General features: G+C 57.2%; 19 protein-coding genes. 9 read left to right on the top strand and 10 right to left on the bottom strand.

All coding sequences use genetic code 11. From position 1 onward, the window contains the following. Window positions 1-142: 142 nt before the first annotated feature. From PQQ86_RS15875 to PQQ86_RS15850, 6 genes are all read right to left on the bottom strand, one after another. Window positions 143-1,162 (bottom strand): HoxN/HupN/NixA family nickel/cobalt transporter, encoded by a 1,020-nt coding sequence (locus tag PQQ86_RS15875; RefSeq protein WP_408268444.1) that lies wholly within the window; start codon window positions 1,160-1,162, stop codon window positions 143-145. A gap of 18 nt (window positions 1,163-1,180) precedes the next feature. Next, the gene (locus PQQ86_RS15870; protein ID WP_097390236.1) at window positions 1,181-1,696 is read right to left on the bottom strand and encodes a cupin domain-containing protein; all 516 of its coding nucleotides are present in this window, start codon (window positions 1,694-1,696) and stop codon (window positions 1,181-1,183) included. Window positions 1,697-1,899: 203 nt separating this feature from the next. Beyond that, the gene (gene fusA / locus PQQ86_RS15865; protein WP_408268441.1) at window positions 1,900-4,005 is read right to left on the bottom strand and encodes an elongation factor G; all 2,106 of its coding nucleotides are present in this window, start codon (window positions 4,003-4,005) and stop codon (window positions 1,900-1,902) included. Between the two features lie 314 nt (window positions 4,006-4,319). Continuing rightward, on the bottom strand, window positions 4,320-4,826 hold the full coding sequence (locus tag PQQ86_RS15860) for a DUF192 domain-containing protein (RefSeq protein ID WP_168435940.1): 507 nt from the start codon (window positions 4,824-4,826) through the stop codon (window positions 4,320-4,322). Between the two features lie 145 nt (window positions 4,827-4,971). Beyond that, window positions 4,972-5,169: a hypothetical protein gene (locus PQQ86_RS15855; RefSeq protein ID WP_074282411.1), complete on the bottom strand. Its 198-nt coding sequence runs from the start codon at window positions 5,167-5,169 to the stop codon at window positions 4,972-4,974. Between the two features lie 465 nt (window positions 5,170-5,634). After that, a complete protein-coding gene (locus PQQ86_RS15850) occupies window positions 5,635-6,204 on the bottom strand; it encodes a pseudouridine synthase (RefSeq protein WP_408268438.1) in 570 nt (189 codons plus the stop codon). 329 nt (window positions 6,205-6,533) lie between these two features. On the opposite strand from PQQ86_RS15850, the gene icd reads away from it, so the two are divergent. From icd to PQQ86_RS15820, 6 genes are all read left to right on the top strand, one after another. Beyond that, a complete protein-coding gene (icd, locus tag PQQ86_RS15845; protein ID WP_408268437.1) occupies window positions 6,534-7,790 on the top strand; it encodes an NADP-dependent isocitrate dehydrogenase in 1,257 nt (418 codons plus the stop codon). Window positions 7,791-7,967: 177 nt separating this feature from the next. Continuing rightward, the gene (locus PQQ86_RS15840) at window positions 7,968-9,224 is read left to right on the top strand and encodes a tyrosine-type recombinase/integrase (RefSeq protein WP_408268434.1); all 1,257 of its coding nucleotides are present in this window, start codon (window positions 7,968-7,970) and stop codon (window positions 9,222-9,224) included. A 149-nt stretch (window positions 9,225-9,373) separates the two neighbouring features. Then, the gene (locus PQQ86_RS15835) at window positions 9,374-10,210 is read left to right on the top strand and encodes a DNA adenine methylase (protein ID WP_408268432.1); all 837 of its coding nucleotides are present in this window, start codon (window positions 9,374-9,376) and stop codon (window positions 10,208-10,210) included. Between the two features lie 65 nt (window positions 10,211-10,275). Next, complete coding sequence (locus PQQ86_RS15830; protein WP_408268429.1) at window positions 10,276-10,947, top strand: HIT family protein; 672 nt, start codon at window positions 10,276-10,278, stop codon at window positions 10,945-10,947. A 15-nt stretch (window positions 10,948-10,962) separates the two neighbouring features. Beyond that, on the top strand, window positions 10,963-11,661 hold the full coding sequence (locus PQQ86_RS15825; RefSeq protein ID WP_408268427.1) for a hypothetical protein: 699 nt from the start codon (window positions 10,963-10,965) through the stop codon (window positions 11,659-11,661). After that, window positions 11,648-14,299, top strand: a complete 2,652-nt coding sequence (locus PQQ86_RS15820) for a nucleoside triphosphate pyrophosphohydrolase (RefSeq protein WP_408268426.1) — start codon at window positions 11,648-11,650, stop codon at window positions 14,297-14,299. The genes PQQ86_RS15825 and PQQ86_RS15820 overlap by 14 nt, the downstream gene beginning before the upstream one ends. Before the next feature lie 9 nt (window positions 14,300-14,308). Here the strand turns inward: PQQ86_RS15820 and PQQ86_RS15815 are convergent, their stop codons facing one another. Both PQQ86_RS15815 and PQQ86_RS15810 read right to left on the bottom strand, forming a co-directional pair. Next, window positions 14,309-14,998, bottom strand: a complete 690-nt coding sequence (locus PQQ86_RS15815) for an AbiV family abortive infection protein (RefSeq protein WP_408268423.1) — start codon at window positions 14,996-14,998, stop codon at window positions 14,309-14,311. 301 nt (window positions 14,999-15,299) lie between these two features. Continuing rightward, window positions 15,300-15,899, bottom strand: coding sequence for a recombinase family protein (locus tag PQQ86_RS15810; protein WP_408268420.1), 600 nt, complete (start codon window positions 15,897-15,899; stop codon window positions 15,300-15,302). 443 nt (window positions 15,900-16,342) lie between these two features. On the opposite strand from PQQ86_RS15810, the gene PQQ86_RS15805 reads away from it, so the two are divergent. Continuing rightward, complete coding sequence (locus PQQ86_RS15805) at window positions 16,343-19,972, top strand: SIR2 family protein (RefSeq protein ID WP_408268417.1); 3,630 nt, start codon at window positions 16,343-16,345, stop codon at window positions 19,970-19,972. A gap of 558 nt (window positions 19,973-20,530) precedes the next feature. On the opposite strand, the gene PQQ86_RS15800 is transcribed toward PQQ86_RS15805, so the two are convergent. Together PQQ86_RS15800 and PQQ86_RS15795 are read right to left on the bottom strand one after the other, a co-directional pair. Then, a complete protein-coding gene (locus PQQ86_RS15800) occupies window positions 20,531-21,253 on the bottom strand; it encodes a restriction endonuclease (RefSeq protein WP_408268414.1) in 723 nt (240 codons plus the stop codon). Between the two features lie 184 nt (window positions 21,254-21,437). Then, window positions 21,438-21,791 carry a hypothetical protein gene (locus PQQ86_RS15795; protein WP_408268411.1) on the bottom strand — a complete coding sequence of 118 codons (354 nt, stop codon included), beginning with the start codon at window positions 21,789-21,791 and terminating at the stop codon, window positions 21,438-21,440. A 455-nt stretch (window positions 21,792-22,246) separates the two neighbouring features. On the opposite strand from PQQ86_RS15795, the gene PQQ86_RS15790 reads away from it, so the two are divergent. Together PQQ86_RS15790 and PQQ86_RS15785 are read left to right on the top strand one after the other, a co-directional pair. After that, window positions 22,247-23,833, top strand: a complete 1,587-nt coding sequence (locus PQQ86_RS15790; RefSeq protein WP_408268408.1) for a recombinase family protein — start codon at window positions 22,247-22,249, stop codon at window positions 23,831-23,833. 322 nt (window positions 23,834-24,155) lie between these two features. Further along, complete coding sequence (locus PQQ86_RS15785) at window positions 24,156-24,740, top strand: plasmid partitioning protein RepB C-terminal domain-containing protein (RefSeq protein WP_408268405.1); 585 nt, start codon at window positions 24,156-24,158, stop codon at window positions 24,738-24,740. Window positions 24,741-24,846 lie beyond the last annotated feature (106 nt).

Genomic DNA, 24,846 nt, shown 5'->3' with positions numbered 1-24,846 from the left:
GCCGGCGTGTGTCATCACGACAACGCTCGGCGGGCCGTCTCGCACGGCCTGCGCAAAGCGCAGGATGCCGCAGCGCGGGAATTGCCGTTGCGCCGTCGTCGCCGTGGAAACCTTACCGATCCTCTGCGTAGGCAAGCTGGATTTACCGCGCGACGGTGTCGGCGCGGCGCCAGCGATGGAACAGTACCGAGCCGATCCAGCACGCCATGAAGGTTGCGACGATGCCGTAGCCCAGCGCGCCGAAGTGCTCGTTAAGACTCGCCACTGCATCCCAAACACCGCCGTTCAGACCAAGTTTGTCCGATAGCAGTCCCAACGCTTCGACGCCGCCAATGACGATCGCCACCACCGCCGAAACGAACGTGATGCTCGCGTTGTAGTAGAGCTTGCGCTTCGGATCGTCCATGGCCCAGCCGTAGGCGTGGACCATCAGCACGTTGTCGGTCGAATCGACCAGCGTCATGCCCGCGGTGAAGAGCGCCGGGAACACGAGGATTGAATACAGCGGCAGACCTTTGCCGGCTTCGGAGGCGGCAATCGCCAGCAGGCCGATCTCGGTCGCGGTGTCGAAGCCGAGGCCGAACAGCACGCCGACCGGGTACATGTGCCAGCTTTTCGTTACGAGCCGGAACATCGGCCGCAATGCGCGCGACAGCAGACCGACGGGCGCGATGCTTGCCGTCGTTTCAGCAGCGAGTTCGCCGCCGCGTTGGACGTGGCGATAGCGGCGCCACACGTCGCGCAGAATCACGAGGTTCACGCACGCCAGCACCAGCAGAAACACCGCCGACACAACCGTGCCGATCGGACCACCGACCGCCTTGAAGGTCTCGAAGCGGCCGTGCAGCGAGTGCGCAGTCCACGCAATGCCGATCGTTGCCATGATCACGATCGTCGAATGGCCCAGCGAAAACGCCAGGCCGACGCCGAGCGGCTGCTTGCCCGCCTGCATCAGCTTGCGCGTGACGGCATCGATCGCTGCGATGTGGTCTGCATCCACTGCGTGGCGCAGACCGAAGCCATAGGCGAGCAGCGCGGTGCCGAGCAGCAGCGGATAGTGACGAAACGCGATTAGCGCCCACGCCCATGCGCCGAGATTAGCGGCGATCAATACGGCGTACAGCGTGATGAGGCGAGGGCGCAGCGAGGCGGTCGGCGTCATGAGGTACGTGAAAGAGGTTTAGTGATCGTGCGGATGCTTGTGAATCGGATCGACCCAGAAGACCGTTTCTGGCGCTTCCACCGCGTCGATGTTCAGATTCACCACCACCGCTTCATTGTCGCTGCGAACCAGCACGCATTCGAGCGGATCGTCGGTGCTTGCGTTGATTTCCTGATGCGGCACGTAGGGCGGCACGAAGATGAAGTCGCCCGGGCCCGCTTCGGCCGTGAACTCGAGATGCTCGCCCCAGCGCATGCGTGCCTGGCCTCGCACCACGTAGATCACGCTTTCGAGTGCACCGTGATGATGCGCGCCGGTTTTCGCGTTCGGATGGATCGTTACCGTGCCGGCCCAGATTTTCTGCGCGCCGACGCGTGCCGCGTTGATCGCCGCCGCGCGATTCATGCCCGGCGTTTGCGCGGTATTGCTGTCGAGCTGGTCGCCCTTGATGACCTTGACGCCGTGCTCGCGCCAGTCGATCGGCGCCGATGGTTGCTCGTCCTTGTAATGCGGGTGTTCGTGATCCTGGCTCATGGTGTGTCTCCTCGGGGGCGTTGGTCCGGGCGGTCGGCACGGCGCCGTTTGGCATTTTTGCACGTTCAAAAACGTGTGTGTTGCCGGCTGCCCCAGGCGGGGTCGTGGACGAAAAAAAGCCCATCCACCGAGGACGGGCCTTTTGCTGTTTGCCTTCGTTGCATTGCGGGTTGCAGCACATAGCGTGTTGCAACCCGCGGTGCTTACTTGTGCTTCGCGTTGATCACGGCTTCCGCGACGTTGTTCGGCGTTTCAGCGTAGTGCTTGAACTCCATCGTGTACGTCGCGCGGCCTTGCGTTGCCGAACGCAGCGACGTCGAATAGCCGAACATCTCCGCGAGCGGCACTTCGGCACGCACCAGCTTACCGCCACCGCCGGCAATGTCTTCCATGCCTTGCACCATGCCGCGACGGCTCGACAGATCGCCCATCACGTTGCCCATGAAGTCTTCCGGCGTTTCCACTTCGACCGCCATCATCGGTTCGAGCAGCACCGGCCTGGCCTTGCGCATCGCGTCCTTGAACGCCATCGAACCGGCCATGCGGAACGCGTTTTCGTTCGAGTCGACGTCGTGGTACGAACCGAAGGTCAGCGTCACCTTCACGTCGACCACCGGATAGCCCGCCAGCACGCCGGCCTTCAGTGTTTCCTGAATGCCCTTGTCGACTGCCGGAATGTATTCACGCGGAATCACGCCGCCCTTGATCGCGTCGACGAATTCGTAGCCCTTGCCTTGCGCCGACGGTTCGAGCGTGATCACCGCATGGCCGTACTGGCCGCGGCCGCCCGACTGCTTGACGAACTTACCTTCGACGTCTTCGACCTTGTTGCGCACCGTTTCGCGGTAAGCCACCTGCGGCTTGCCGACGGTCGCCTCGACGCCAAACTCGCGCTTCATCCGGTCGACCAGAATTTCCAGGTGCAATTCGCCCATCCCGGAGATGATAGTCTGGCCGGATTCTTCATCCGTCTGCACGCGGAACGAGGGGTCTTCCTGCGCCAGACGATTGAGCGCGATGCCCATTTTTTCCTGGTCGACCTTGGTCTTCGGCTCGACGGCCTGCGAAATCACCGGCTCCGGGAAGATCATCTTTTCAAGGATGATCACGTGTTGCGGATCGCACAGCGTGTCGCCCGTGGTCGCTTCTTTCAGGCCGACTGCCGCGGCAATGTCGCCGCAGTAGACTTCCTTGATTTCCTTGCGCTCGTTCGCATGCATCTGCAGGATCCGGCCAAGGCGTTCCTTCTTTTCCTTGGTCGCGTTGTAGACGGTATCGCCCGAATTCACCACGCCCGAATACACGCGGAAGAAAATCAGCTGGCCCACGAACGGGTCGGTCATGATCTTGAAGGCGAGCGCGGAGAACGGATCGTCATCTTTCGGATGCCGCTCGATTTCGTTGTCGTGCTCGTCGTGACCGGTAATCGCGGGGATGTCGAGCGGCGACGGCAGATAGTCGATCACCGCGTCGAGCATGGCCTGCACGCCCTTGTTCTTGAACGCGCTGCCGCACAGCATCGGCACGATCTCGTTGGCGATTGTGCGCACACGAATGCCGTGCTTGATTTCCTCTTCGGTTAGCGTTCCGCCATGCAGATATTTGTCGAGCAACTCCTCGCTCGCTTCAGCGGCGGCCTCGACCATCTTGTCGTGCCATTCCTTCGCGGTGTCCGCGAGTTCCGCCGGAATGTCCCGATACTCGAACTTGATCCCCTGGTTCTCTTCGTCCCAGTAGATCGCCTTCATCTTGACGAGGTCGACCACGCCCTGGAAGTGATCTTCCGCACCGACCGGAATCTGGATCGGCACCGCGACGCCCTTCAGGCGATCGCCGATCTGCCGCTGCACACGGAAGAAGTCCGCGCCGACGCGGTCCATCTTGTTGACGAACGCAATGCGCGGCACCTTGTACTTGTTCGCCTGACGCCACACGGTTTCGGATTGCGGCTGTACACCGCCGACCGAGTCGTACACCATGCAGGCGCCGTCGAGCACGCGCATCGAGCGCTCAACTTCAATCGTGAAGTCGACGTGACCCGGGGTGTCGATGATGTTGATCCGGTGTTCCGGATAGTTGCCGGCCATACCCTTCCAGAAAGCAGTGGTGGCAGCCGATGTGATCGTGATGCCGCGCTCCTGCTCCTGTTCCATCCAGTCCATCGTCGCAGCACCGTCGTGAACCTCGCCGATCTTGTGGGTCACGCCTGTGTAGAACAGGATGCGTTCAGTGGTGGTGGTTTTGCCGGCGTCGATGTGAGCGCTAATGCCGATATTCCGGTAGCGCTCGATGGGAGTCTTGCGGGGCACGTGAACCTCCTTGAAATGGCGCGCCTGAAACGCTTGCCGGGCGGCAGTCTGTGCTGCCCGGGGAGCCTTGGATGCTGCTTTGCCAAGAATACAAGGATAGCGCGTCGGCCTGTCTTTTGCAGGAATCTTGCCAGCCGCGTGTGAAGGCCTGCTGGTATGGGCTCGCGCGACGGCGCCGAGCCTCTGATGCGTGGTGCCGTGCATGGCCCGCTCCGCGCTGAACGCAAAAAGCCGGTGCCTCGCGAAAGGCACCGGCTTTTTCTGAAAAGCGGCCGCTGAAGAATCGGCAGGGCGTCGTTATGGTCGATGCGCTTTTATTGCGCGGCCGGCAAGCCCTGGATTTTCATGCCCGGTTTGATGCCTTTCGACGAGAACCAGCCCTTGCTCATTTCCAACGCGTACACGCCGTTGTTCTTCGGGCAGTGATTGTTGGTGGTCTCGGCCTGCATTTCGTCAATGTCGGTGACCGTGCCGTCGGCGCGAATGAAAGCGATCGACAGCGGGATCAACGTGTTCTTCATCCAGAAGCAATGCACGGCGTTTTCATTGAAGACGAACAGCATGCCTTCATTCGGCGCGAGGGTCGTGCGATACATCAGACCTTGTTCGCGATCGGCGTCGTTGGCGGCGACGGCTGCGTCGATCACGAACATGCCCGCGGTCAGCTTCGCGCGCGGAAAGTCGCCGGGCTGCTTCGCACCGGCCGGCATCTGTTGCGCATGAGCGGGGGCAGCGGTGGTCGCTGCGAACGACATTGCGGCGAGCGGCAGTGCAACGGCAACAGCGAAACGCGCAATCAACGAGCGCATGGGAAATCGCACGGCATGACTCCTTGCTGGAATTTAACTCGCGAATGTTACGCGAGCGCGTCAAAAACAAAAAGGCAGATCGCCTTGCGGTGATCTGCCTTTCAACGCCGTAAGAACGGCAATGAAGCTAGTTCTTGACTGCGTTTTTACAACAAACTTACTCCGAAGCGCCCGAAGCTGCAGCTGCTGCTGCTGCCTTCTTGTGCGACTTCTTGTGTGCTGCCTTCTTCGTGGTCTTCTTTGCCGACGAAGCTGCTGCTGCCGGAGCTGCCGATGCTGCCACCGGTGCCGAAGCTTGTGCGAATGCTGCCGTTGCGAAGAGGCCAGCGACCAGAGCGGCGATCAGTTTGTTCATTTTGTAAATCCTCAGCTTGAGTTAATTAACCAAATGACCCGGTTATATGTAGAGTCATGTCGGTAAACGTGCCATCCACCTTTCGGTTGACAGCCGCATCGACATTTTTTTCGACGCGTCTGCTTAGCGCTCAGACTCCCCGTACTCACCGCGAGTGCGGCGTGTGCAAAGGCCCTTAAGGCTGAATGCCGGATAGCTTCGGGCGGCATCTGCGTCGAATAACGCGTGAGCTCGCGCACCGGTTGACGTGAATTTTGTGGAAAATTTATATGCCAACGTGCTGAAGCAAATGAATAGCTGCGCAACGATCGTGAACGCAATTGTTTCACGCGTTTTTCACATTGGTTTCACGCGCTAATTTGTTTGCGGATACAACGAGTTAGCTTTTTCGCCGCGGGTCAAAATATCGGTTCGATGCGGGTTCAGTCCCGGTTCGCTGCAGACATGGCACGCAGGCAAACGCGTTCAGACGATCCCTTCCCATGGCGCCTTCAGCGGCAATTCGACACTCTCTCCCGGCTGCAGTCCGAGCGAAAAAATATCGAGTGCGCCGATACCGGCACGCACGAGACGCAACGTCGGGAAACCCACCGCCGCGGTCATGCGACGCACCTGGCGGTTCTTGCCTTCGGTGATCGACAATTCGATCCACGTGGTCGGAATCGCGGCGCGGTAGCGAATCGGCGGCGTGCGGGGCCACAGCGAATCGGCCGGTTCGACGTATTCGGCGCGGCAGGGCCGCGTCACATAATCGCCGAGATCGACACCGCGTGCGAGCTTCTCCAACGTGACATCATCGACTGCGCCTTCCACCTGTGCCCAATAACGTTTGACAAGTTTGTGACGCGGCTCGGCGATGCGCGCTTGCAGCGCGCCGTCGTCGGTGAGGAGGAGCAGCCCTTCGCTATCGGAGTCGAGCCGGCCCGCCGGATAGATGCCGGGCACTTTGACCCAGTCGGCCAGAGACGCCCGCGTTTCGTGCGGCGAAAACTGACAGATGGTGCCGAACGGTTTGTTCAGGGCGAGGAGTCGCATGGAGGAATCGATGAAGGTCGAGCGGCGGCGGGAGCGTGCCGCGAAGGCCAGGAGGGGCGCTGGCTCGGTAGTAAATGGCGGAATAATAATGCATAATGAGCCGCGGCGAGTCTTATGTCTTATATAAGACATAAGAGTGTGCCTCTTACTGATTTTGATTTTCGACAAGGTTGGAAAACCCCGAGCCGCATGCGGCCTCGTTGCCGCGTCGGCGTGGGCTAGAATAGGCGACCAGGCCGCTCGCAGGCGTCCGGCATTGCGTAGCGAGGAGCACCCAGTTTCCGCAGTCTCCCATCAGCTTTCAGCACAGCCTTCACTGGAGTCCGATCATGCCGTACCAGCACATCAAGGTTCCGACCGGTGGTGACAAGATCACCGTCAACGCAGATTTCTCGCTCAACATTTCCGACCAGCCGATCATTCCGTATATCGAAGGCGACGGAACGGGCCTCGACATCACGCCGGTGATGTTGAAAGTCGTGGATGCCGCAGTAGAAAAAGCCTATGCGGGCAAGAAGAAAATTCACTGGATGGAAATCTACGCCGGCGAAAAGTCGACCAAGGTGTACGGCCCGGACGTGTGGCTGCCGGAAGAAACGCTGCAGGTGCTGAAGGAATACGTCGTCTCGATCAAGGGGCCGCTCACCACGCCGGTCGGCGGCGGTATCCGTTCGCTGAACGTTGCGCTGCGTCAGGAACTCGATCTGTATGTCTGCCTGCGCCCGGTGCAGTACTTCAAGGGCGTGCCTTCTCCGGTGCGTGAACCTGAGAAGATCGACATGGTGATCTTCCGTGAGAACTCGGAAGACATCTATGCCGGCATCGAATGGCCCGCCGGGTCGGAAGACGCCAGGAAGGTCATCAAGTTCCTGCGCGAAGAAATGGGTGTGAAGAAGATCCGCTTCCCGGAAACCTCGGGGATCGGTGTCAAGCCGGTGTCGCGCGAAGGCACGGAGCGCCTGGTGCGCAAGGCGATCCAGTATGCGATCGACAACGAGCGCCGCTCGGTCACGCTGGTGCATAAGGGCAACATCATGAAGTTCACCGAAGGCGCGTTCCGCGACTACGGTTATGCGCTGGCGCAGAAGGAATTCGCCGCGGAGCTGATCGACGGCGGTCCGTGGATGAAGATCAAGAACCCGAAAACGGGTGGCGACATCGTGGTGAAAGACGTGATCGCCGACGCGTTTCTGCAGCAGATCCTGCTGCGTCCGGCGGAATACGACGTGATCGCCACGCTGAACCTGAACGGCGACTACATTTCAGACGCGCTGGCCGCGCAAGTCGGCGGTATCGGGATTGCGCCGGGGGCGAACATGTCGGATTCGGTCGCGATGTTCGAAGCCACGCACGGCACTGCGCCGAAGTACGCCGGCAAAGACTACGTGAACCCGGGTTCGGAAATTCTTTCGGCTGAAATGATGCTGCGTCACATGGGCTGGACCGAAGCGGCCGATCTCATCATCAAGTCGATGGAAAAGTCGATTCTGCAAAAGCGGGTCACCTATGACTTCGCGCGCTTGATGGAAGGCGCGACGCAGGTGTCCTGCTCGGGCTTTGGCCAGGTATTGATCGAAAACATGTAAGCTCGTCCAGCGTGTACCGGCGAAATCCGGTAAACCCCGGTGTACACTATGTGTCGCCGGGGTTTTTGTTTTTCTGTGTCCGGCGTGATTTGAGGAAATCCGAGATTTAGTGAGGGAAAATTTGAGGGGACTGAGGGTAGATTTTCCCTCGCTACCCTCATTTGTGAGGGGCCGGGAATGAGCAGGAAAAGACACTTCAACTACACATTGACGCCGACGCGCCTGAATAACGCCAAGCCGAAGGAAAAGTCGTACAAGCTGACAGACGGCGGTGGCCTATTCGTACAGATCATGCCCGGCGGTTCAAAGACTTGGTGCTATCAGTACTCGCTGGCTGGGAAGCGCCGGGAGGTAACGATCGGCCGGTACCCCGAAATTGGGGTGAAGGATGCACGCGACCGGCACAGCGAATATCGCGCAATGGTGGAGCAGGGCATTGATCCTGCGGCACAGAAGCGAGCAGATGAAGCGGAGCGGAAAGCGAGGGAGCTATTGAGGGCGGACGAAGGCCAGTTCAAAGCGTTTTCCCTCAAGTGGATCGACGAGCGTCTATCTGGCAAGTCGGAAGGATATCGAAAGCAAATCCGATCCCGCCTGGACCGATTCGTTTGGCCTTTCATTGGGCGCAAGGCCCTTGAGGACGTGAAGGCGTCTGACGTGCTGTCGATCATCGAGAGAGTCCGCGCGACGCCGAGCACAGCCGAGGGGGTGCGCGTCATCATCCAGCAGGTTTATAACTACGCGATCCAGAAGTTGTTGGTTGAAAATAACCCTGCATTGCCCTTGCGGGGCGTGATCGAGGTTCCTAAGGCCGAACATCATCGGCATCTGAGCGAGTCGGAGTTGGGCGCGTTCTGGCGTGCTGTGTGTAAGCAAGGAGCGCATCCATCCACCACGGCGGCGGCGAAGCTGTTGATGTATAGCATGTGCCGAAAAGCGGAAGTGCTGCGTGCGAAGTGGGCTGAGATTGACGTGGACAAGGCCCAATGGGACATTCCGGCTGAGCGGATGAAGTCGCGCCGTCTTCACCGAGTTTATCTCTCGCAGCAGGCGCTGGACGTTCTGAACGTACAGCGCGCGCTCACCGGCCGGGGCGAGTATGTGTTTCCATCTGCGTTCCGCAGCAACGTGCCGATGGCTGACGCGACGTTGAACCATCTGTTTAAGCGGATGGATTTCGGCGTACCAGAGTTCTCGCCGCACGGCACGCGCGGGACCGCAGCGACGCTGTTGCGTGAACACGGTTTCAGCCGGGACGTAGTGGAATTGCTGCTTGCGCACACCGAGAGAAGCCAAACTGCGGCAAGCTATCACCATCACGAATTGGAAGCCGATCGGCGGCGCGCACTGCAATATCTTGCTGACGAAATCGACCGTCAGGCGGTCATCTCGGTGGCGAACAAAGTCGTGAGTATCGCCGGCAAGGCAGCCTAGAAGCACCTCGCTGCATAGGATGTACACGAACCAAAACTCAGCTCGCGTGACCTATTTGCCGGGCCGCAGGTCGCCGCAGAGACTTAAGGTACACTCGGGTCGCATATTTGTATAGACGACATGAACAGAAACGAGAACCCAACAAACGAATGAAGACGGCATCGCCTCTTAGGTATCCTGGTGGGAAGTGGAGGGTCGCTCCCTTCTTCGGTCGTCTACTCGATGCGAACAGACTAGATGGGATTGATTATGCGGAACCGTATGCTGGCGGGGCATCGCTCGCGTTGAGCTTGCTAATGCAAGGCCGAGTCGGTTCGATACACTTGAACGATCTTGATGTCGCGATCTACTCGTTCTGGCACGCCGTCCTGGAAGACAACCAGCGATTCGTGGACCAACTAGCGCTTGTTGAGGTTACGCCGGACGAGTGGGCTCGACAGCGTCAGATATACATGCTCGGATCGCGTGCCGATACCTTTGCTCTGGGCTTTGCTACTTTTTTCTTGAATCGAACCAACCATTCCGGGATTATGAATGGTGGCATGATCGGAGGCAAAGCGCAGGCTGGCGAATGGCGGCTCGACGCCAGGTTCAATCGGCATGACCTGATGGCGCGCGTTGCCCGCGTGGGTCAACTCCGGTCTAGAATCCATATATCGAACCTCGATGCGCTAAAATTTTTAGCCAATCTAGGGCGGAGGCGGCGCGAAAAACTGATCTATCTCGATCCGCCGTATTTCAAGAAAGGTCCCGATTTATACTTGAACGCTTACAGCGCGGCAGACCATGCGAAGGTTAGACTCGCCGTCGGCCAAATTAAGGCACCTTGGGTCGTGTCATACGATGAGGTTCCCGAAATCCGATCGCTTTACCGAGGCGTCAAAGCGCGAAGCTTCGATTTGCTGCACAACGCAAGAACCAGTCGGACGGGGCGTGAGGTGCTGTTCTTTTCGGATTTGTTGCGCGTGCCTCGGTCGGTTAGCTGATAGCGATGCAACGCATCAGTAGGCCGCGAGTAGTAAAATCAGAATGTGTATAAGTGGAGGTCGCTATGACAGGCAACCGGATTGATTCGCCAGCGCTGGAGTGTCGGTTTTGCCGCATTGGCGCGGGGAAGACTCACGCCGGTTACGATCGGGTGCTGATGGAGTCTGACGACTACTTCGCGATTCCGTCTATCGGCGGGTTCGTGGAGGGCTGGACGCTTGTCTGCGCGAAGCGCCATACCCTCAATCTGTCACAAGACTACCGCGAAGCGGCTTTTCAAGAATTTGCGCGGGAAGTCGCGGAGGTTATATCGTCAGCTTACGGAGACGTCGTTGTATTTGAGCACGGCGTCAGCACGTCTGGTTCGCTCACCGGTTGCGGTACAGATCACGCGCATTTGCATTTGGTGCCCTTTCGCGGCTCCTTTGTGCAGCAGGTCCTTGCAAATGACGGCAAGCGAGCTTGGGTTCGTACACCGGCGCGCGATCTTGAGCGAGCAATTGACGGTCGCGAATACCTGCTGATGGCGGACACGGCGGATGAGCTTTCGGCGTCGGTTCATGTCTCCATCGTCGATCAGCCGCAATCACAATTTTTCCGAAAGATTTTGGCGGCCGGTATGGGAGTGGGGGGGCAATTCGACTATCGCCTTTTTCCGTTTACTGACAGCGCTGAACGAACTGCCGCCCGGTTAGGCGCTTTGGCCGGCGAGCGCCTCACAACAGCTGCGATTTAAGGTTGGCGCGCAGACATGACATCTGAACGGGCGAGCGGGGCGGAACCGATATTAGTAGATGCTGCATCTTTAGTGTCGTCCGCGCCGGACGACACCGTGTCCTCAACTGATACCGCTCCAGCCGATGACGCCGCGTTGCTCGCCGTTCCGGGAGTAATTCCCCACGACGAAGCGGATGGACGAACCGTTCATGATTGGCAGTCACGGTACCCCCCGGACGCGCGACGTCAGATAGGTTGGGAAGGTGCCGCGGTGGCCGCCATTTCTATCGGCTCGCTGCTGATGATTTTCTTGGTATGGAGCGGTCTTTTTGCGGATTGGACGGCATGTGCTGTTTGCAGTCGGCCAGTGTTTGCGCGTTATGGCTATTTCTTTTTGGGGGGCGTTCTTGGCGGAACGCTGTTTGGGATCAAATATTTGTATCACGTAGTCGCTAAAGGATTTTGGAATCAGGACCGTCGGCTGTGGCGTCTCCTGTCACCGCTGCTCGCGGGGTCACTGGCCTTCATTGTGGGCGCGCTCACGGACGCAGGATTTTTGGGCCTAACCATAAACGCGAACAAGGCATCTGCGTTTGTTTCGCTGGGTTTCATCACTGGCTACTTCGGCGATAAGGCTCTGGCTAAAATGACCGAGATGGCGGATGTAATTTTTGGTACACGAGAAGCATCGAAATCGAACGCCACTGCAACGAAGGGCGATGGCCAAAAATAAGAGCACACCGCAACGCTCAAGAGACGCTGCGCCATCACCAAAGAACCCGCTCAACATTGTCACGACTGACGGCCTGCGATTACTTGAACCCGACGATATCACGCACTCGGAAGTAGGCTGGAAAGCCTTTGGGTTGAGCACGTTGCCGGCGGAATGGGTTCCACCATATTTTGTTATCTCTGGCAATTGCCTAACGGGAGCGCACGACCAAGCGACCGAGGACAGTATTGTTCTAGCGATACGAACGGCGCTTTCGACAGTCGATCTGGCTGAGCACGCGTCGGTCTTTATCAGATCGAGCGGCGTGGCCGAAACACTCGACGCTCGAGGGCAGTTGGATTCTCTTGAATGTCCAGCGCGAGATACATGGCTTCGTGCGAAAGAGCTTATGGGAAGGCTCACGGAAACGGCGAAGGCAAAGGGGGACTCTGGCGCGATACATCTTGTTGTGCAGAAGAGCGTTGTCGTCGCAGAAAAGGGACACATGTCTAACGAGCGCCGTCTCAGCTACGAACCGCGAGATTGGGTCGCGGAGTTCGAACCAGTGAACGGCGAGGTTGGGCGGACGGAGCCCGTGGCTGTAAGGACATGGCGCAGTGGGAAGGCGCTGAACACAGCGCGGTTGATTTGTGATGCTCGGCCGGCGATTGGGATTGTCTTGAAGCGTGTCGGCAGTTGGTCGATGCAATTTTCCTCGCGCATGCATTTCGAATGGGTATGGGATGGCCGGGTTGTCTGGCTTGTTCAGGCCGATCGCGCAGCCGTAAGCGGTGGTATCGATCCGCGATCTGTTATCCCGAGGCACATACCTCAAATCAATACCGACCGGCTCCGCGCGTTTCGGCCCGTAAATGAGCAGGACTTTGCAACCTATGGGAAGCTTCGCAACGCAAAGTTATATGCTGATCTCGGTTATCGCATGCCGCCGTTTTACATTCTGAACGAACCTGCGGTTATTAGCGCGCTGCTAAGTGGGATAGTAACGGATGACCTCGCGGCCGACCTTGGCTTTCTGACGCAGCGGCCCTTCATCATTCGCACTGATGGGACGGACATCCCCGCAACGAAGCGAGAGATGTTACCTAGGAGCGATGAGTTGCGCTCGCTAGCAGATGCGAAAGGTTGGCTGACAACCACCTTCGCGCGGTTCGTGCTGGAGTCGGACCTCCAAGGTGCGGGGTTGTGTCTAATCGCACACCACTTTATTCCGTCGGTTGCCTCTGCTTGGGCGCGAGCTGAGCCCGGAAATCCTATCGTTCGAATCGAGTCATTGTGGGGAAATCCTGAGGGGCTCTATTGGCATTCGCACGATACATTTGAAGTCGACACAGGTGGCCGAAGCATTCAGGTTAGCGAAATCGGTGGTGACCTGCATTATGGTTTGCGCGAGAGATTGCGGTTCAAGGGCACTTTTATTGCGGCTGACGAGGCTGGGCGGTGGATCCCGCAAGTTACGGATTCTGCGCACGATTGGTCGCGTAGCATTACGCGGACCCAGTGGATATTTGAGATTGCGCAAACCACGCGCCGGATCGCTGAACGCCGCGAAGAAGCAATATGCGTGATGTGGTTTGTGGATAACCACCAAGATGCAACGTCACATCGTGTGCTGCCGTGGTTCCACAGTTCGTCCTCCATTAGTGGAGGTCCAAAGGCTGCGCCTCGAAGAAAACGGGTTTCTGCGCACGAGGTCGTTATTCGGCATCGCGAAGACTGGGAACAACTGAAAAAATCGGCCGATGCCGGCGAAAGTATCGAACGGGTAGTCATGGCACCGGTCGACGCCGAACTAATCCGAAACGCAAGTTTCGCTTCCGAGTTGGCGCAACTTGCGAGGAAAATTGGTTTCGTGGTGGAATTGTCCGGTGGCATTCTGTCACACGCCTATTACATGTTGAGTCGCGAGGGGTGCAGTGTCGAATGTGTGGATTTGTTTGGGACGGGCGAGGAGGTCGTTGAGTTTCACAAACTGGTTAGGGACGGAATTCCGGACTTGATTCGCGAGCGCGGGGAGCGGGTCGAGTCGATTGCGCTGAAAGGGGATGCGCTTGTTAGCGCCTTGCGGCAAAAGCTTGTCGAAGAGGCTTTCGAGGCATTGGATGCTCGCACAGGTGACGACCTGATGGGCGAACTCGCTGACGTCCAGGAAGTGTTACTAGCGCTCGCTGCTGCGCTAAACATTGATCATGCGAGCTTGGAGCAGGAACGGCTTAAAAAGCGAAAGAAAAGGGGCGGTTTTGACGCGGGCCTTATGTTGTTAAAGACGGCGACGCCGCAGTCTATTGCCAGGTTACCTGGTGAGCGGCGCACGTCCGACGGCGACCTTGCGATGGAAGATAGCTTGAACCAATCTGCGCCCGTCATTTCCGAGCCTATGGCTCTGCCACCTAAAACACCGTATCGGCGTCCTGACTTGCGCAACGTCGAAGGGGGTATGGAAAAGCTGTTTACTTTCAAGACTGATATCGAGTCATTGAATGATCATCAGCAACGACTTACGTTTGATATGCCAGTTCCGAAGGCAGGCAACAACTCGTTTGTGCTGACGGTGGAATTGGATCGCGTTAAGGCTGCTGTTCGCGGGAAAATTAGTCTTCAGCTTGGGCCGACGCAGTTGGAGTTGCCCTTCCAGCAATGAGCTGACCGATCAGTGCGCTTTCTTGGGAACGCCCCAGTGTTTGTTCAATTCGGTCAAGACTTCTTCTTTGCTTATCCCGGCGTCCCGAATGCGGGAAAGTATTGTCACCAGAACCTCTAGCCCTGTTGCCTGCTCAGAAACAGTTGGCGGTTTGCGAAGAGTCGTCACGATATCAGTAACCGTTTCGCCAAGCGTCCCGGCGACCCGCAGCGCCTGCGTTGCGACACCGGATAGAACGGGAAAAGGAATTCCAAAGTCAATTTCGCTCGGACTTCGGAATTCACCATCTGGACCAATATCTACGTATAGGGATGCATTCCTCGGCTGAAGACTGGCCATGAAAAGCGTTTCCGAAGCGGCTATAAGGTCTTGGTCGACGGTATGGTCCTCCAGTTGGAGATTGGCCAGTTGCACGCTTAGCTGGGTAATTTTGGAGTCGTGACTACGAAATCGACGCCAGAACCGTTTCCAGTCCGGTGCATTCGCTTGAACAATTCGCTTCCCAGCCAGTTGCAGTACAAAAAACTTTGCGAGTTCCTCACATGCCGTATGTGCAAGTGTGTAGGCTCGCGCATGACGACCTTTGTCGGCCAGCAATGCGGCATCGGTGAGAAGTTCCGAAGCGTTCCCCCGGCATTTCTGCATCCCGAATGCAACTTGTACGAGAGTCAGTTCCAGATGTTTTACTGTTGATCTCATCAGAGGCGGTGACTGATAGGTCGAATGTTTTTCTTTGTGCTGCGATTTTATGGGAACAACTCAACACCGATGTGGATTCTTCGCCCGACTGCCGTGCGAAGGCGTAGCCGCAACGCGAGCAGTCTGCTATGCGACTGAGAACGCGATGTCAGTTTGTGCGATTCGACATGCATCTTCTCGCTTCTGGTGGTAACCAATCGTCCGATAGATTGCCACGCCGTTGGCACCCCCGAACGCGGTAAACAACTGCGGCTGGGCTTGTTGATTACCGGCTGCATTGATTTCCGTGGTCGACTACCAGTTAGGATGACATGTCCTCGGCGCACGCCCGCTTGACCGTAGCTGTGCCGACGCCGAACTTCTCAGCAGTCACCCGGATACTTGCGCCGCGTTCCGCCCGCCATGCCTTGATTGCAGCGTAGTCATGTGATCGTGTACGCCCCTTGTATTTTCCTTCCGCCTTCGCGATCGCCACGCCGCGTCGCTGCATTTCGGCGCGGTTCAGATAATCGGCTTCGCCCTGCGCGGCCATGAACGCCAGTACTGCATCGCGCGTTGCTTTCTCGATGGCGTCTTTGGCCTTTCCATCAAAGACCATCCCGTTGAGCGTGCATTCGACCCGCACACCCAGTTCCATCAGTCGGCGCATGGTGGCGTGTAACTCGTCGTAACGGCGGCTGATCCGGTCGAGCCAGCGCACGATGAGAATGCCGCCGTGCCGCAGATCGTGCTCGGCTTTGCGCCACTGTTCCCGCGCGTCAGGAGCAACGTGGTAGCCGCTGACGCCCTCATCAATGAAAACATCCTTGTCCTGCACGCCGTGGGCTCTGGCGTCGCCGTACTGACTCGCGGACGACTGGCCGTCCGTGGTGGAAATCCGCCCGTAATAGAGTTTGCGCATGGTTTTTATGGATCATTTGAATTGATGGATCAATTATATCATGGCTCAAATATCCGGTTGATCCTGTTGATCCAGCGCGATATGCCCCGGCGCATAGTCCGTTACGGTGTACCCAAACGATCCATATTTTCTGTGGCCCATATTTATGGCCGCGTGACTTCGCTGTCGGTTTCAGACTCTCGCCGTTTGCAGTAGGCTAACGAGTCGAATATCAGATTCTGTGATCCGCTTTTTCCCCAATCCACTGGAGACTAAAACTGAGGTTCTTTCCTGACGGCCCAGCCATCCCTAATGAGCTGGTAAGCCTCCGAGATAAGGGAGAGGTTGTATTTTTTTGTGGCGCTGGCGTATCCATGCCAGTTGGATTGCCTAGTTTCTTCAAGCTTACGAAACGCGTCATTAAGCGTCTTGGAGTCTCGCCATCGTCAAAGGTGGGAGAATTGATGGTACGCGCAATCGCTCAGAACGATCCTGACCTGGCTCCGCCACTGGATCAAGTTTTTGGGCTTTTGCAAAGAGAGTATTCTCGGTCAAGGGTAGAGCGGGAGGTCAACCGAGAGCTGAAGAACCCAATTGGGGCAAATCCCGTCAATCATGAAGCTGTTCTACGCCTATCGGTCGACGCTTCCGGCAGTCCATTCATCGTCACAACGAATTTTGATTTGATGTTCGAGCGGGCGAATAGGCAATTGCAGCAATGGACACCCCCGCTCTTGCCTAGCATGACTACCGGTGAGGCGCCGACCGGCATCGTTTATCTTCATGGTCGTTTGCAGCATCAACGCGACGACGGTCAGAATCTAGTCCTTGGTTCTGGTGATTTCGGTCGAGCGTATCTAGCGGACGGTTGGGCGACTGTTTTTATGCGCGAACTACTCGAGCAACGCGTCGTTGTTCTGTTGGGCTATTCGGCGAGTGATCCGCCGATTCGCTATCTGCTCGAAGGTCTGTCTGCGAGCAATTCTCCGCGATTGCGCACCATCTACGCATTCGATCGCGGGGAACCCGACGAAGTACGCGCAAAATGGCATGAACTAGGCATAGTCGGCATAGCGTTCCACCAGTTCACTGACTTGTGGGCAACGCTTGAAGCTTGGGCGTCGCGAGCAGCTGACAAGGACTCTTGGACCTCGAGTGTCATATCGTATGCACAGATGTCGCCGCGCAAGTTGTTGCCATATCAAAGGGGACAAGTTGTCGCGCTAGTGGAAACGCAGGATGGGGCAAGAGCATTTGCCGATGCTGAGCCGCCTCCAGTGGCAGAGTGGCTTTGCGTTTTCGACAGACTTTCCAGATACCGTCCTCCTGAAAAAAACGGATGGGGGAGCGATGTCGAAGAGATCGACCCACACGTAGAGTACGGATTGGATGACGATCCGCCACGCCCTCCTTTGAATGAAAATGGCAGGTCTACGGACATTGGTGCGAAAGACCTTATTGGATCGCTGCCCACCGACGAGGACGGACGCAGTTACATGCGCCTGGCTGGCATGCGGTCCGTTTCAAGCAAGATAGACTCCAAGCGTCTCTGGTGGTTTGTCCGATGGTTTGAGCGGGTGGCGGAACAACCGGCCGCCGTGTGGTGGGTAGCTCGGCAAAATAACCTGCACCCCGCGGTCTTGGACGCTGTAGACCGAAGACTGAACGGTCGTAGCCCGGGCATTTTGCCGCTTAAAGGCGAAGCCAGGCGCGTTTGGGCTCTTTTGGCGGAATCGTTTGCTGAGTTACCCGACGACATCGGGGAATTTGCATGGTACACCCTTGTTGAGAGAATTCGCATCGAAGGCTGGTCATCGTCCGTGCTGCGTAAGTTTGCCAAAATCGCTCAGCCTCGATTGGCAATTGGAAAATCTATGTTACGTGCGCCCGTGCCTCCGTCAATAGATGAGTCGGCGGAGGTTGGCAATCTCGTGCAATTCGAAGTTACTACTGCGCAGCGACATGGTGTCGACATCAACGTACCAGACAACATGGTACGTCCTGTCTTCCAGATCATCCGTCAAGCACTGGTTAATTCGATAGGTTTACTAAGTGAGACTGTGCGGAAATCCAGGTTCTTTCGGCTTCCCGCAATCGAACCCGATTCGCGACCAGGAGTGCGCATCCATCATCGTGAGGGGATTGAAGCCGATTTTTTTTGGGCGGTCGAATTGTTTGAGCGCCTCTGCAAGCTATCTCCCAGCGACGCTCGAGAAGAGTTGGGCGCATGGCCCAAATCTGATGATTTTATTTTTGACAAACTAAAATTGCACTTTTGGAGAAATGACTCCGTATTTGACGGTGAGAACGTCGGCGTCGGAATTCTCGATCTTTCCGACGATACATTCTGGAACACATATCTCCGACGGGAGTTACTGATTTTGCTTAGGTCTCGGTGGACGGACCTTCGCACTTCAGTCAGAAGAAGTATCGAGCGCAGGATTATTCAGGGGCCGCAACCATATGAAGGCGAATCGCCGGATGATTTCGCGTCGAGAATCACATACAGCGCGGGTACTTCGTTAGGGTGGCTTGAGCAGAACGGCTGCACATTATCACAATCTGCTTTAAAGTTTCTAAAGGCGACGCGAAAGAAGCCGGATTGGAGCGGAGAAGCGGAGGCGACCGCTGATCACGACTACGACGGTCGGAGTGGCTGGATTGCGCGTAAGACGGACCCGCAAAATCTGATGCAACTGCCGATAAGCGAAATAGTTGCGCGTGCACTTGAGTTGTCGAAGCACGATCGGTTCGAATTTGTTGAGCACGCGCCGTTTGCCGGGCTTGTCCGCGAGCGACCAGCGCGCGCTCTCCGCGCGCTTTCCTCCCGCGCAAATGGCGAAGTTCGAGCACCGTTTTTGTGGCGACAACTACTTTCGAACTGGCCTGATTCGACCTCAAAAAGAACGCTTTTGGTTTGTGCATGCAAGATCGCCGATGCGCCTGATGATTTGTTTTTTGAACTTCGCTTTGATATCAGCGGCTGGTTCGAAAAACATCTGCCTTCGATATTCCTTCAGAAGCCAGACCTCTTTTGGTCCGTGTGGGATAAGATATTTCAAAGAATCGTCGTGATTGGAGAAAACGCTACGGAGAGCGCCCTCCACGAAGACAGAAATAAGAACGCGACGAAGTCGTTTTCGCGGTCGATTGATTTCGCCATCAATGCCCCAGTCGGGCATATGGTAGAGGCAGCATTCGCGATATTAACCAAGACGAACTACGAGAGAGACGAAGGACTTGATCCGGCATTGCTCGATCGGCTTGATCGAACTCTTACAGCGCCGGGAGATGGAGCGCGTCATGCGGCAACTCTAATCGGTCGCCGTTTGAACTTTTTGTACCATGTGGACGGCAGATGGGTGAAGAACCGACTAGCTCCGTTCTTTTCCCGACAGAATGCACTATCGGATGCTATTTGGGCAGGTGTGCTCTGGAGTGAGCAAGTGCCGCATCCCGGGACACTTTTCCGCTTGCTGAAGGTCGATTTCCTGAAACTCTTCTCCGAGCCATACGGTCCTGCATCAGACGCAGGGCTGGAAAACAATGCGGCACGTATGCTGATTGTTGCAAGGTTTTGGAGATTGGAGGACCGTCGATATGTCACCAATGAGGAATGTCGCCGCATTTTGCAGACGATCGGCGAGTCGGGTAGGCATGCGGCACTCTGGATGGTCGGTCAAATCATAGAAGAGCATTCGGTATGGGAAAGGTTCGGAAAACCCTTCTTCAGTTCGGTGTGGCCGCAGGAAGTTGTATTTCAGACTAGCACATCAACGGATGCAATAATTCGAATTGCCAATCAATTGCCGGATATCTTTGATAAGGTAACAGATGCGGTAAAGGACTACCTGACGTCCATCGAACACGCAGACGTCGCGCTTTATGGTTTGCAAGAGACGAAAGGTGACAATCTCTCGCTTGCTATGAGATGGCCCAAACATGTTCTTTTCATGCTGGATAAAATTGTTGAGACGACGCCGAACTATCCTCCCTTAGGGTTGCAGGGATTGCTTGATGAGATCGCGATGGCTGCCCCAACGCTGAGAACCACGAAATCGTGGAGGAGGTTGCACGACATAGTGTCAAGGTAGTGCTGGCACGTTATGCAGACATCGACTACAAAATCCGGTGCTATGGCGAGACGAAAATCCGATGTGTCGTCGATGAAAGCTTTGAAGCGTTCAACGACACCGACAGGCCATCCTGCGAAGTTCATTTCTAAATGGCTTGTAGAGGTCGTATATATTCACTGTGCCGAATCGTATCGAGAGTGACCTCAGCATCATACAGGCCGGGGAAGCGTCGGCCCCCGCTTGCGAACACTCTCTGTGGGCAATATCGTCCCCCGCTGCGTGGCCTCTGCGGACACCCACAGGGGGCCAGTGTGGGAAGCGCTACGGAACGGATATCGGTCGGCGGAGTCTGACGGAGGGCAACTGGTCGCGTCTGGTCCATCGCCGTCGGGCACTATGCGGCCCGGTTGCGGTCATCCGCTGCACGCCCGCTAAGCGGACACTCAATTCCCAGGTAGCTTCGCTTCCGATCGTTGGCGATGGTCCTTGGTTGATCTCTGCGGCAGACGAAAGGTTGAGCAGGGCACGCATTTACTGTCATGTTCCCTCCCTGTACCAAGGCGGAGCCTCCCTGCTTCATTGGGCGCCAGTCGCATCAGCGGGCGTCGCGCCATGTTTCCACGCTGCATCACAGCTTGCCAGCCGGCTCTCTAGGTCGGCGATCAGCGGTTCAAGATAGGCCAACACTTCTTCGGGGCTGGAAAGCACCAGCGGGGTCTTCAGATATTGAAACCGCACCAGGTCGGTGATCGGGTAAACGCCTCGGATAGCCTTTCCCATAACTTCATCTGCGGTGTGCAAAACAAAGAACGCTGAATAGCCGTCGCCCACCTCCTGGCGAAGGCCGTGGTCGATCCGTACACTCTTGGGGATGTCCCAGTACCGCTCTCTTGATGCCTCAATACGCTCCAGCAGCTCTCGAAAGCGCAGGTTGTAGACGTCTTTTTGAGCCGACTGCATGACATTGGCTAAGGAGGTCACCACGACATTTGTGAGCTGCGCGGCTTCAATAGCGCCGCTTTGGAAGCCGACTTCGCAGAGCAGAATTCCTCGATCTGCGCCGATCTCCTGGACGATGCTCCGCAGCCCCATAACATGCAGCTTCGACACCTTGCTCTTCCAATGTTTACATTCGATCGCCCACGTGATGTCGAATCCGACATGGTGCATCTTCACAAGCACGTCGATGTCATGTTGTGTCCTGACGCCATGCACCGTGACATTGGTTTGAGCGTCTAGGCCTAGGCTTTTAAAGAACGCCGCCGTTTCTTCCTGATATTCGTACCAATCAACTGCCATAGCCTCCCCCGTGCAACAGTTTAAGAGCCGGCTATCGTACTGGACTTCCATTTGACGAGGAAATGTGCCGCAGAGTTTTTTGCGACCGCCCGCCAAGTGACAACGTCCGCCATTCCAATTCGACGAGCGCGACACCCTCGTCAGCATCGATAGCTACACGGTCGAAGGCCGAGTGACTACCAGGTCATGCATCCCCGCTCAGCACGGCCACGCAAGCTGAGTAGATTCCACGCACAACAGGCGATCGATAGTCCAGTCTCCAGCCGTCGGTGAACAGTTTTGCCAGGTATTCCGTGTCGGCTAAACCCGACGGACCTGTCAAGTCGCGCGCGATCTTTTCTGACAGAGTGCCAAGTTGCACCCGCTCTGACCAGTCGGCCTTCGCGCCGTTTCCGGCAAGCCAGATGCGGGTCGACTCGACGAGGTGATCTGTGCGTAGCCAATCACCGCTGCGCGCCCTGGCGACAAGCTGCGCTATTGCAAGATAACAGAGCAGTTCGGCGCGTGCTTCCTTGTCCAATCCGGTAGGTTCGATCATTAGTTGTTCCGCATCCGGCCAGCATTGTGTCGTGCTGCTTTAGCTGCAGCGTGAAGACCTGGCGAAGAGTCCCGGATCTCACATAGTTGCCCGTAAGCGCCGTTCGTCTGGGCGACGTCCAGCATATTGACATAGACGATGAGCGTACGCCGACACCCGTCCTCGATAACAGTCGCCGCACGAAGGCGAACCCCGGTGCATTTGTTCGCCTTGGCTTCGTTCAATGAAACCTCCGTGCAGGATTGGAGCTGCGACCGGGCTTTAAGCGTTCGTAGCCCTGCGAATTGCCGGCCCCAGGTAATTCCACGCATAGCGTTGCCGCGAATGTTTCCGATGCCGGACTGGAGCGGGCGCAGGGCAATAACGTCGATCGCCTCTCGCGGCAAGCGTCATCGCCGATCTTGACTTCGTGGCAAAAAACACTAGCACTGAAGCTTACCGCCAGTCGAGCCTCCATGTCCCCCGCCCGGAAGCCTTCTACGCATCCGTCTGCGCCGCCTCGGGCCGCGCAGTACATTCGCATGTCCACGGATCACCAGGAGTACTCTCCGTTCTTCCAGCGCGAAGCGATTGCCCGGTATGCAGCCACACACAACATACGGATCGTGCGGGACTACGAAGACGCGGGCATCAGCGGTCTCACATTGCGTGACCGGCCAGCACTGATCCAACTGCTGCTCGATGTGGAAAATCCCGCTCGCAGGTTTTCCAGCGTCCTGGTGTACGACGTCAGCCGCTGGGGACGTTTCCAGGATGTCGATGAGAGCGCCTTCTATGAGTACACATGCCGCCGCGCCGGCGTGAACATTATTTATGTCGCTGAGCCTTTTGAGAACGACGGCAGTCCACTCTCATCGGTGTTGAAAGCGATGAAGCGGGCGATGGCCGGTGAATTCAGTCGTGAGATGTCGCGCAAGATATTTCTTGGCCACTGTCTGAACGTCCAGCGCGGATTTCACACTGCGGGGCCTGTGGGTTACGGTCTGCGCCGCGTGCTCGTCAACGCCCGTAGGGAAATCCGACAACCACTTGGCTGCCACGAATACAAGAACGTGCAGACCGACCGTGTCATCGTTGTTCCGGATACCTCGGGTGAGGCGGCTATCGTCCGTAAGATGTTCGAGTGGTATGCGACGCAACGGGTCACGGCGACTGGCATAGCGCGACGCCTGAACGACTTTGGGATCGTCAACGGGGGCGGGCGCCCCTGGCAGGGGCAGCACGTCATGCAGATCCTGCGCAATGAGAAATACATCGGTACCAATGTGTACAGTCGCACGACATCCAAACTCGATAGTCCCTGGCGACAGGTCCCCAATGACGAGTGGATAAGGGTACCGGGGGCGTTCGCCGCTGTGGTTGACAGGCGGCTCTTTGCGGCGGTTCAGGCAAGGCTCGCACATAGCCGGCGCGGACCGACGCGTGAAGAAATCATTGATGGCATGCGCAAGGTCATAAGCCGCACGGGGAAAATCAATCAGAAGTTACTGAGACACTACCGCAGCGCGCCCTCGGCGGAGCAGGTGGCGCGCGAGTTTGGCAGTCTCAACGAAGCGTATAAAGCCATCGGCTATGCGCCGAACCTCGATCCCGAGCGCTCCGAAAACCGATGTGTCGAACGCCGTATGGAACGACACGTCGTGGACAGTGTTACTGCAATGCTGTGCGAACTCGGACACGACGTTCGGTATGAAAAGCACACCACCACGCTGTGCGTAGACGGCGCGCTACGAATGCAACTGGTCGTGCGCCGTCCGTGGATGATCCAGGGGCATCTGCCTTACTGGACCGCACGTTGGCCGGACTGCTTCGCGATTGATTTTCTGGTTTATGGTCGTATCGAACGCGCGGTCACAGAACTGCTAGATTTTCATATCCTGCCGCGCGGCAGTCTCCGTGCAGGCGAATACACCGTGGTGTTCCGTCATGGCCTGTCCCATTTTGAAGCGTACCGACGTCTCGATCTGAAAGCACTGCTCGTGCTAGCGGACAATGTTTCGCTCGAAGTGTTGCCGGTAGTCTCCAGTTCGGCCCCGAGGTAGATGCCATGGCACGCGCGATTCCAATTGGCCTGAATCTGGCTGTCCCGGCAGACGACCAGGGTCAGGCCTCGTTAAGCGACGACCGGTGTCCCGCGAACCGGAAGTCAACGCCCGAAGCCCGGGCGCGAAAGGTCTTCATGCTCGAACGCGCGCGGCAGCAGACTCTTCTTGGACGGATGGAATCCGTCCGGGCGGAAATGGCCGTTCTGGAAAACGTACTGCGGGAGCTATTGTCCGATCCCGCGTTTGTGGCGCTGCTAAGACGTCAGGGGTTCGTTACGATGCCACGACTGCTTCGAGATCGCCTGAGCGGGAGGAATTCATGACCACCGCCCGTCCTGCCAGATTCGTCGCCCGGGCCGCGGAAACCTCCACAGGGCGGGTGGCACCGGCAGGCATCTGTCTGGAGGCACTCGCACTGCTGGCTGGATACCGCTTGCCGGACCGCACCGTGGCAGCGCTCAGGCGGATGGTCACAGTGCGTCAGCTGGCCGCAGTGTTGGTGATGGTCGGCGCGAACAACTGTTCGAGCGATCTGGCGCGCGCGTTACTTGCAGCCACTCCTGCATCGCAACGCGCCGACGATCCGCGTGGCCGGCAGTCTGACCGCCATCGCGCAAGGCTGCTTTCCGGGATGGAAAAGGGTCTTACGCAGATGCAGGAGACGGTGCAGTCCCTGACGCCGGGCTATCACGATGACCTTTGCTGTCTCGCCTTGGCCGCGAGCTTCGTCAGGGGCTGGATGCGTGATGACGTCGTCACAGCGTGGCTACAGTCCCGCACTCCGGGCGCCGCCGTGACACTTGGGTACCTTGTATCAGCTTCGGAGAGAGCTACTGCACCGAAGCGGCGGATGAAATTGCCATATGCACCCGCTACTCAGGCAGCTCATCGCAAGCGGCGCTGAACTGAATCCGGCGTGCAGGCTTTGGAAAAATCGTTCGCTGCGGTTTGTACTACAGGCAGAGGTGCTTGCAAAGTGGGAGGCTTCACATATCTGAAGACGGTTCGTT

Source organism: Paraburkholderia sediminicola (assembly GCF_046026675.1).
Classification (GTDB): Bacteria; Pseudomonadota; Gammaproteobacteria; order Burkholderiales; family Burkholderiaceae; genus Paraburkholderia; species Paraburkholderia sediminicola_F.
Note: the sequence above shows the minus strand (reverse complement) of the source record. Positions and strands in the feature narration are given on the sequence as shown.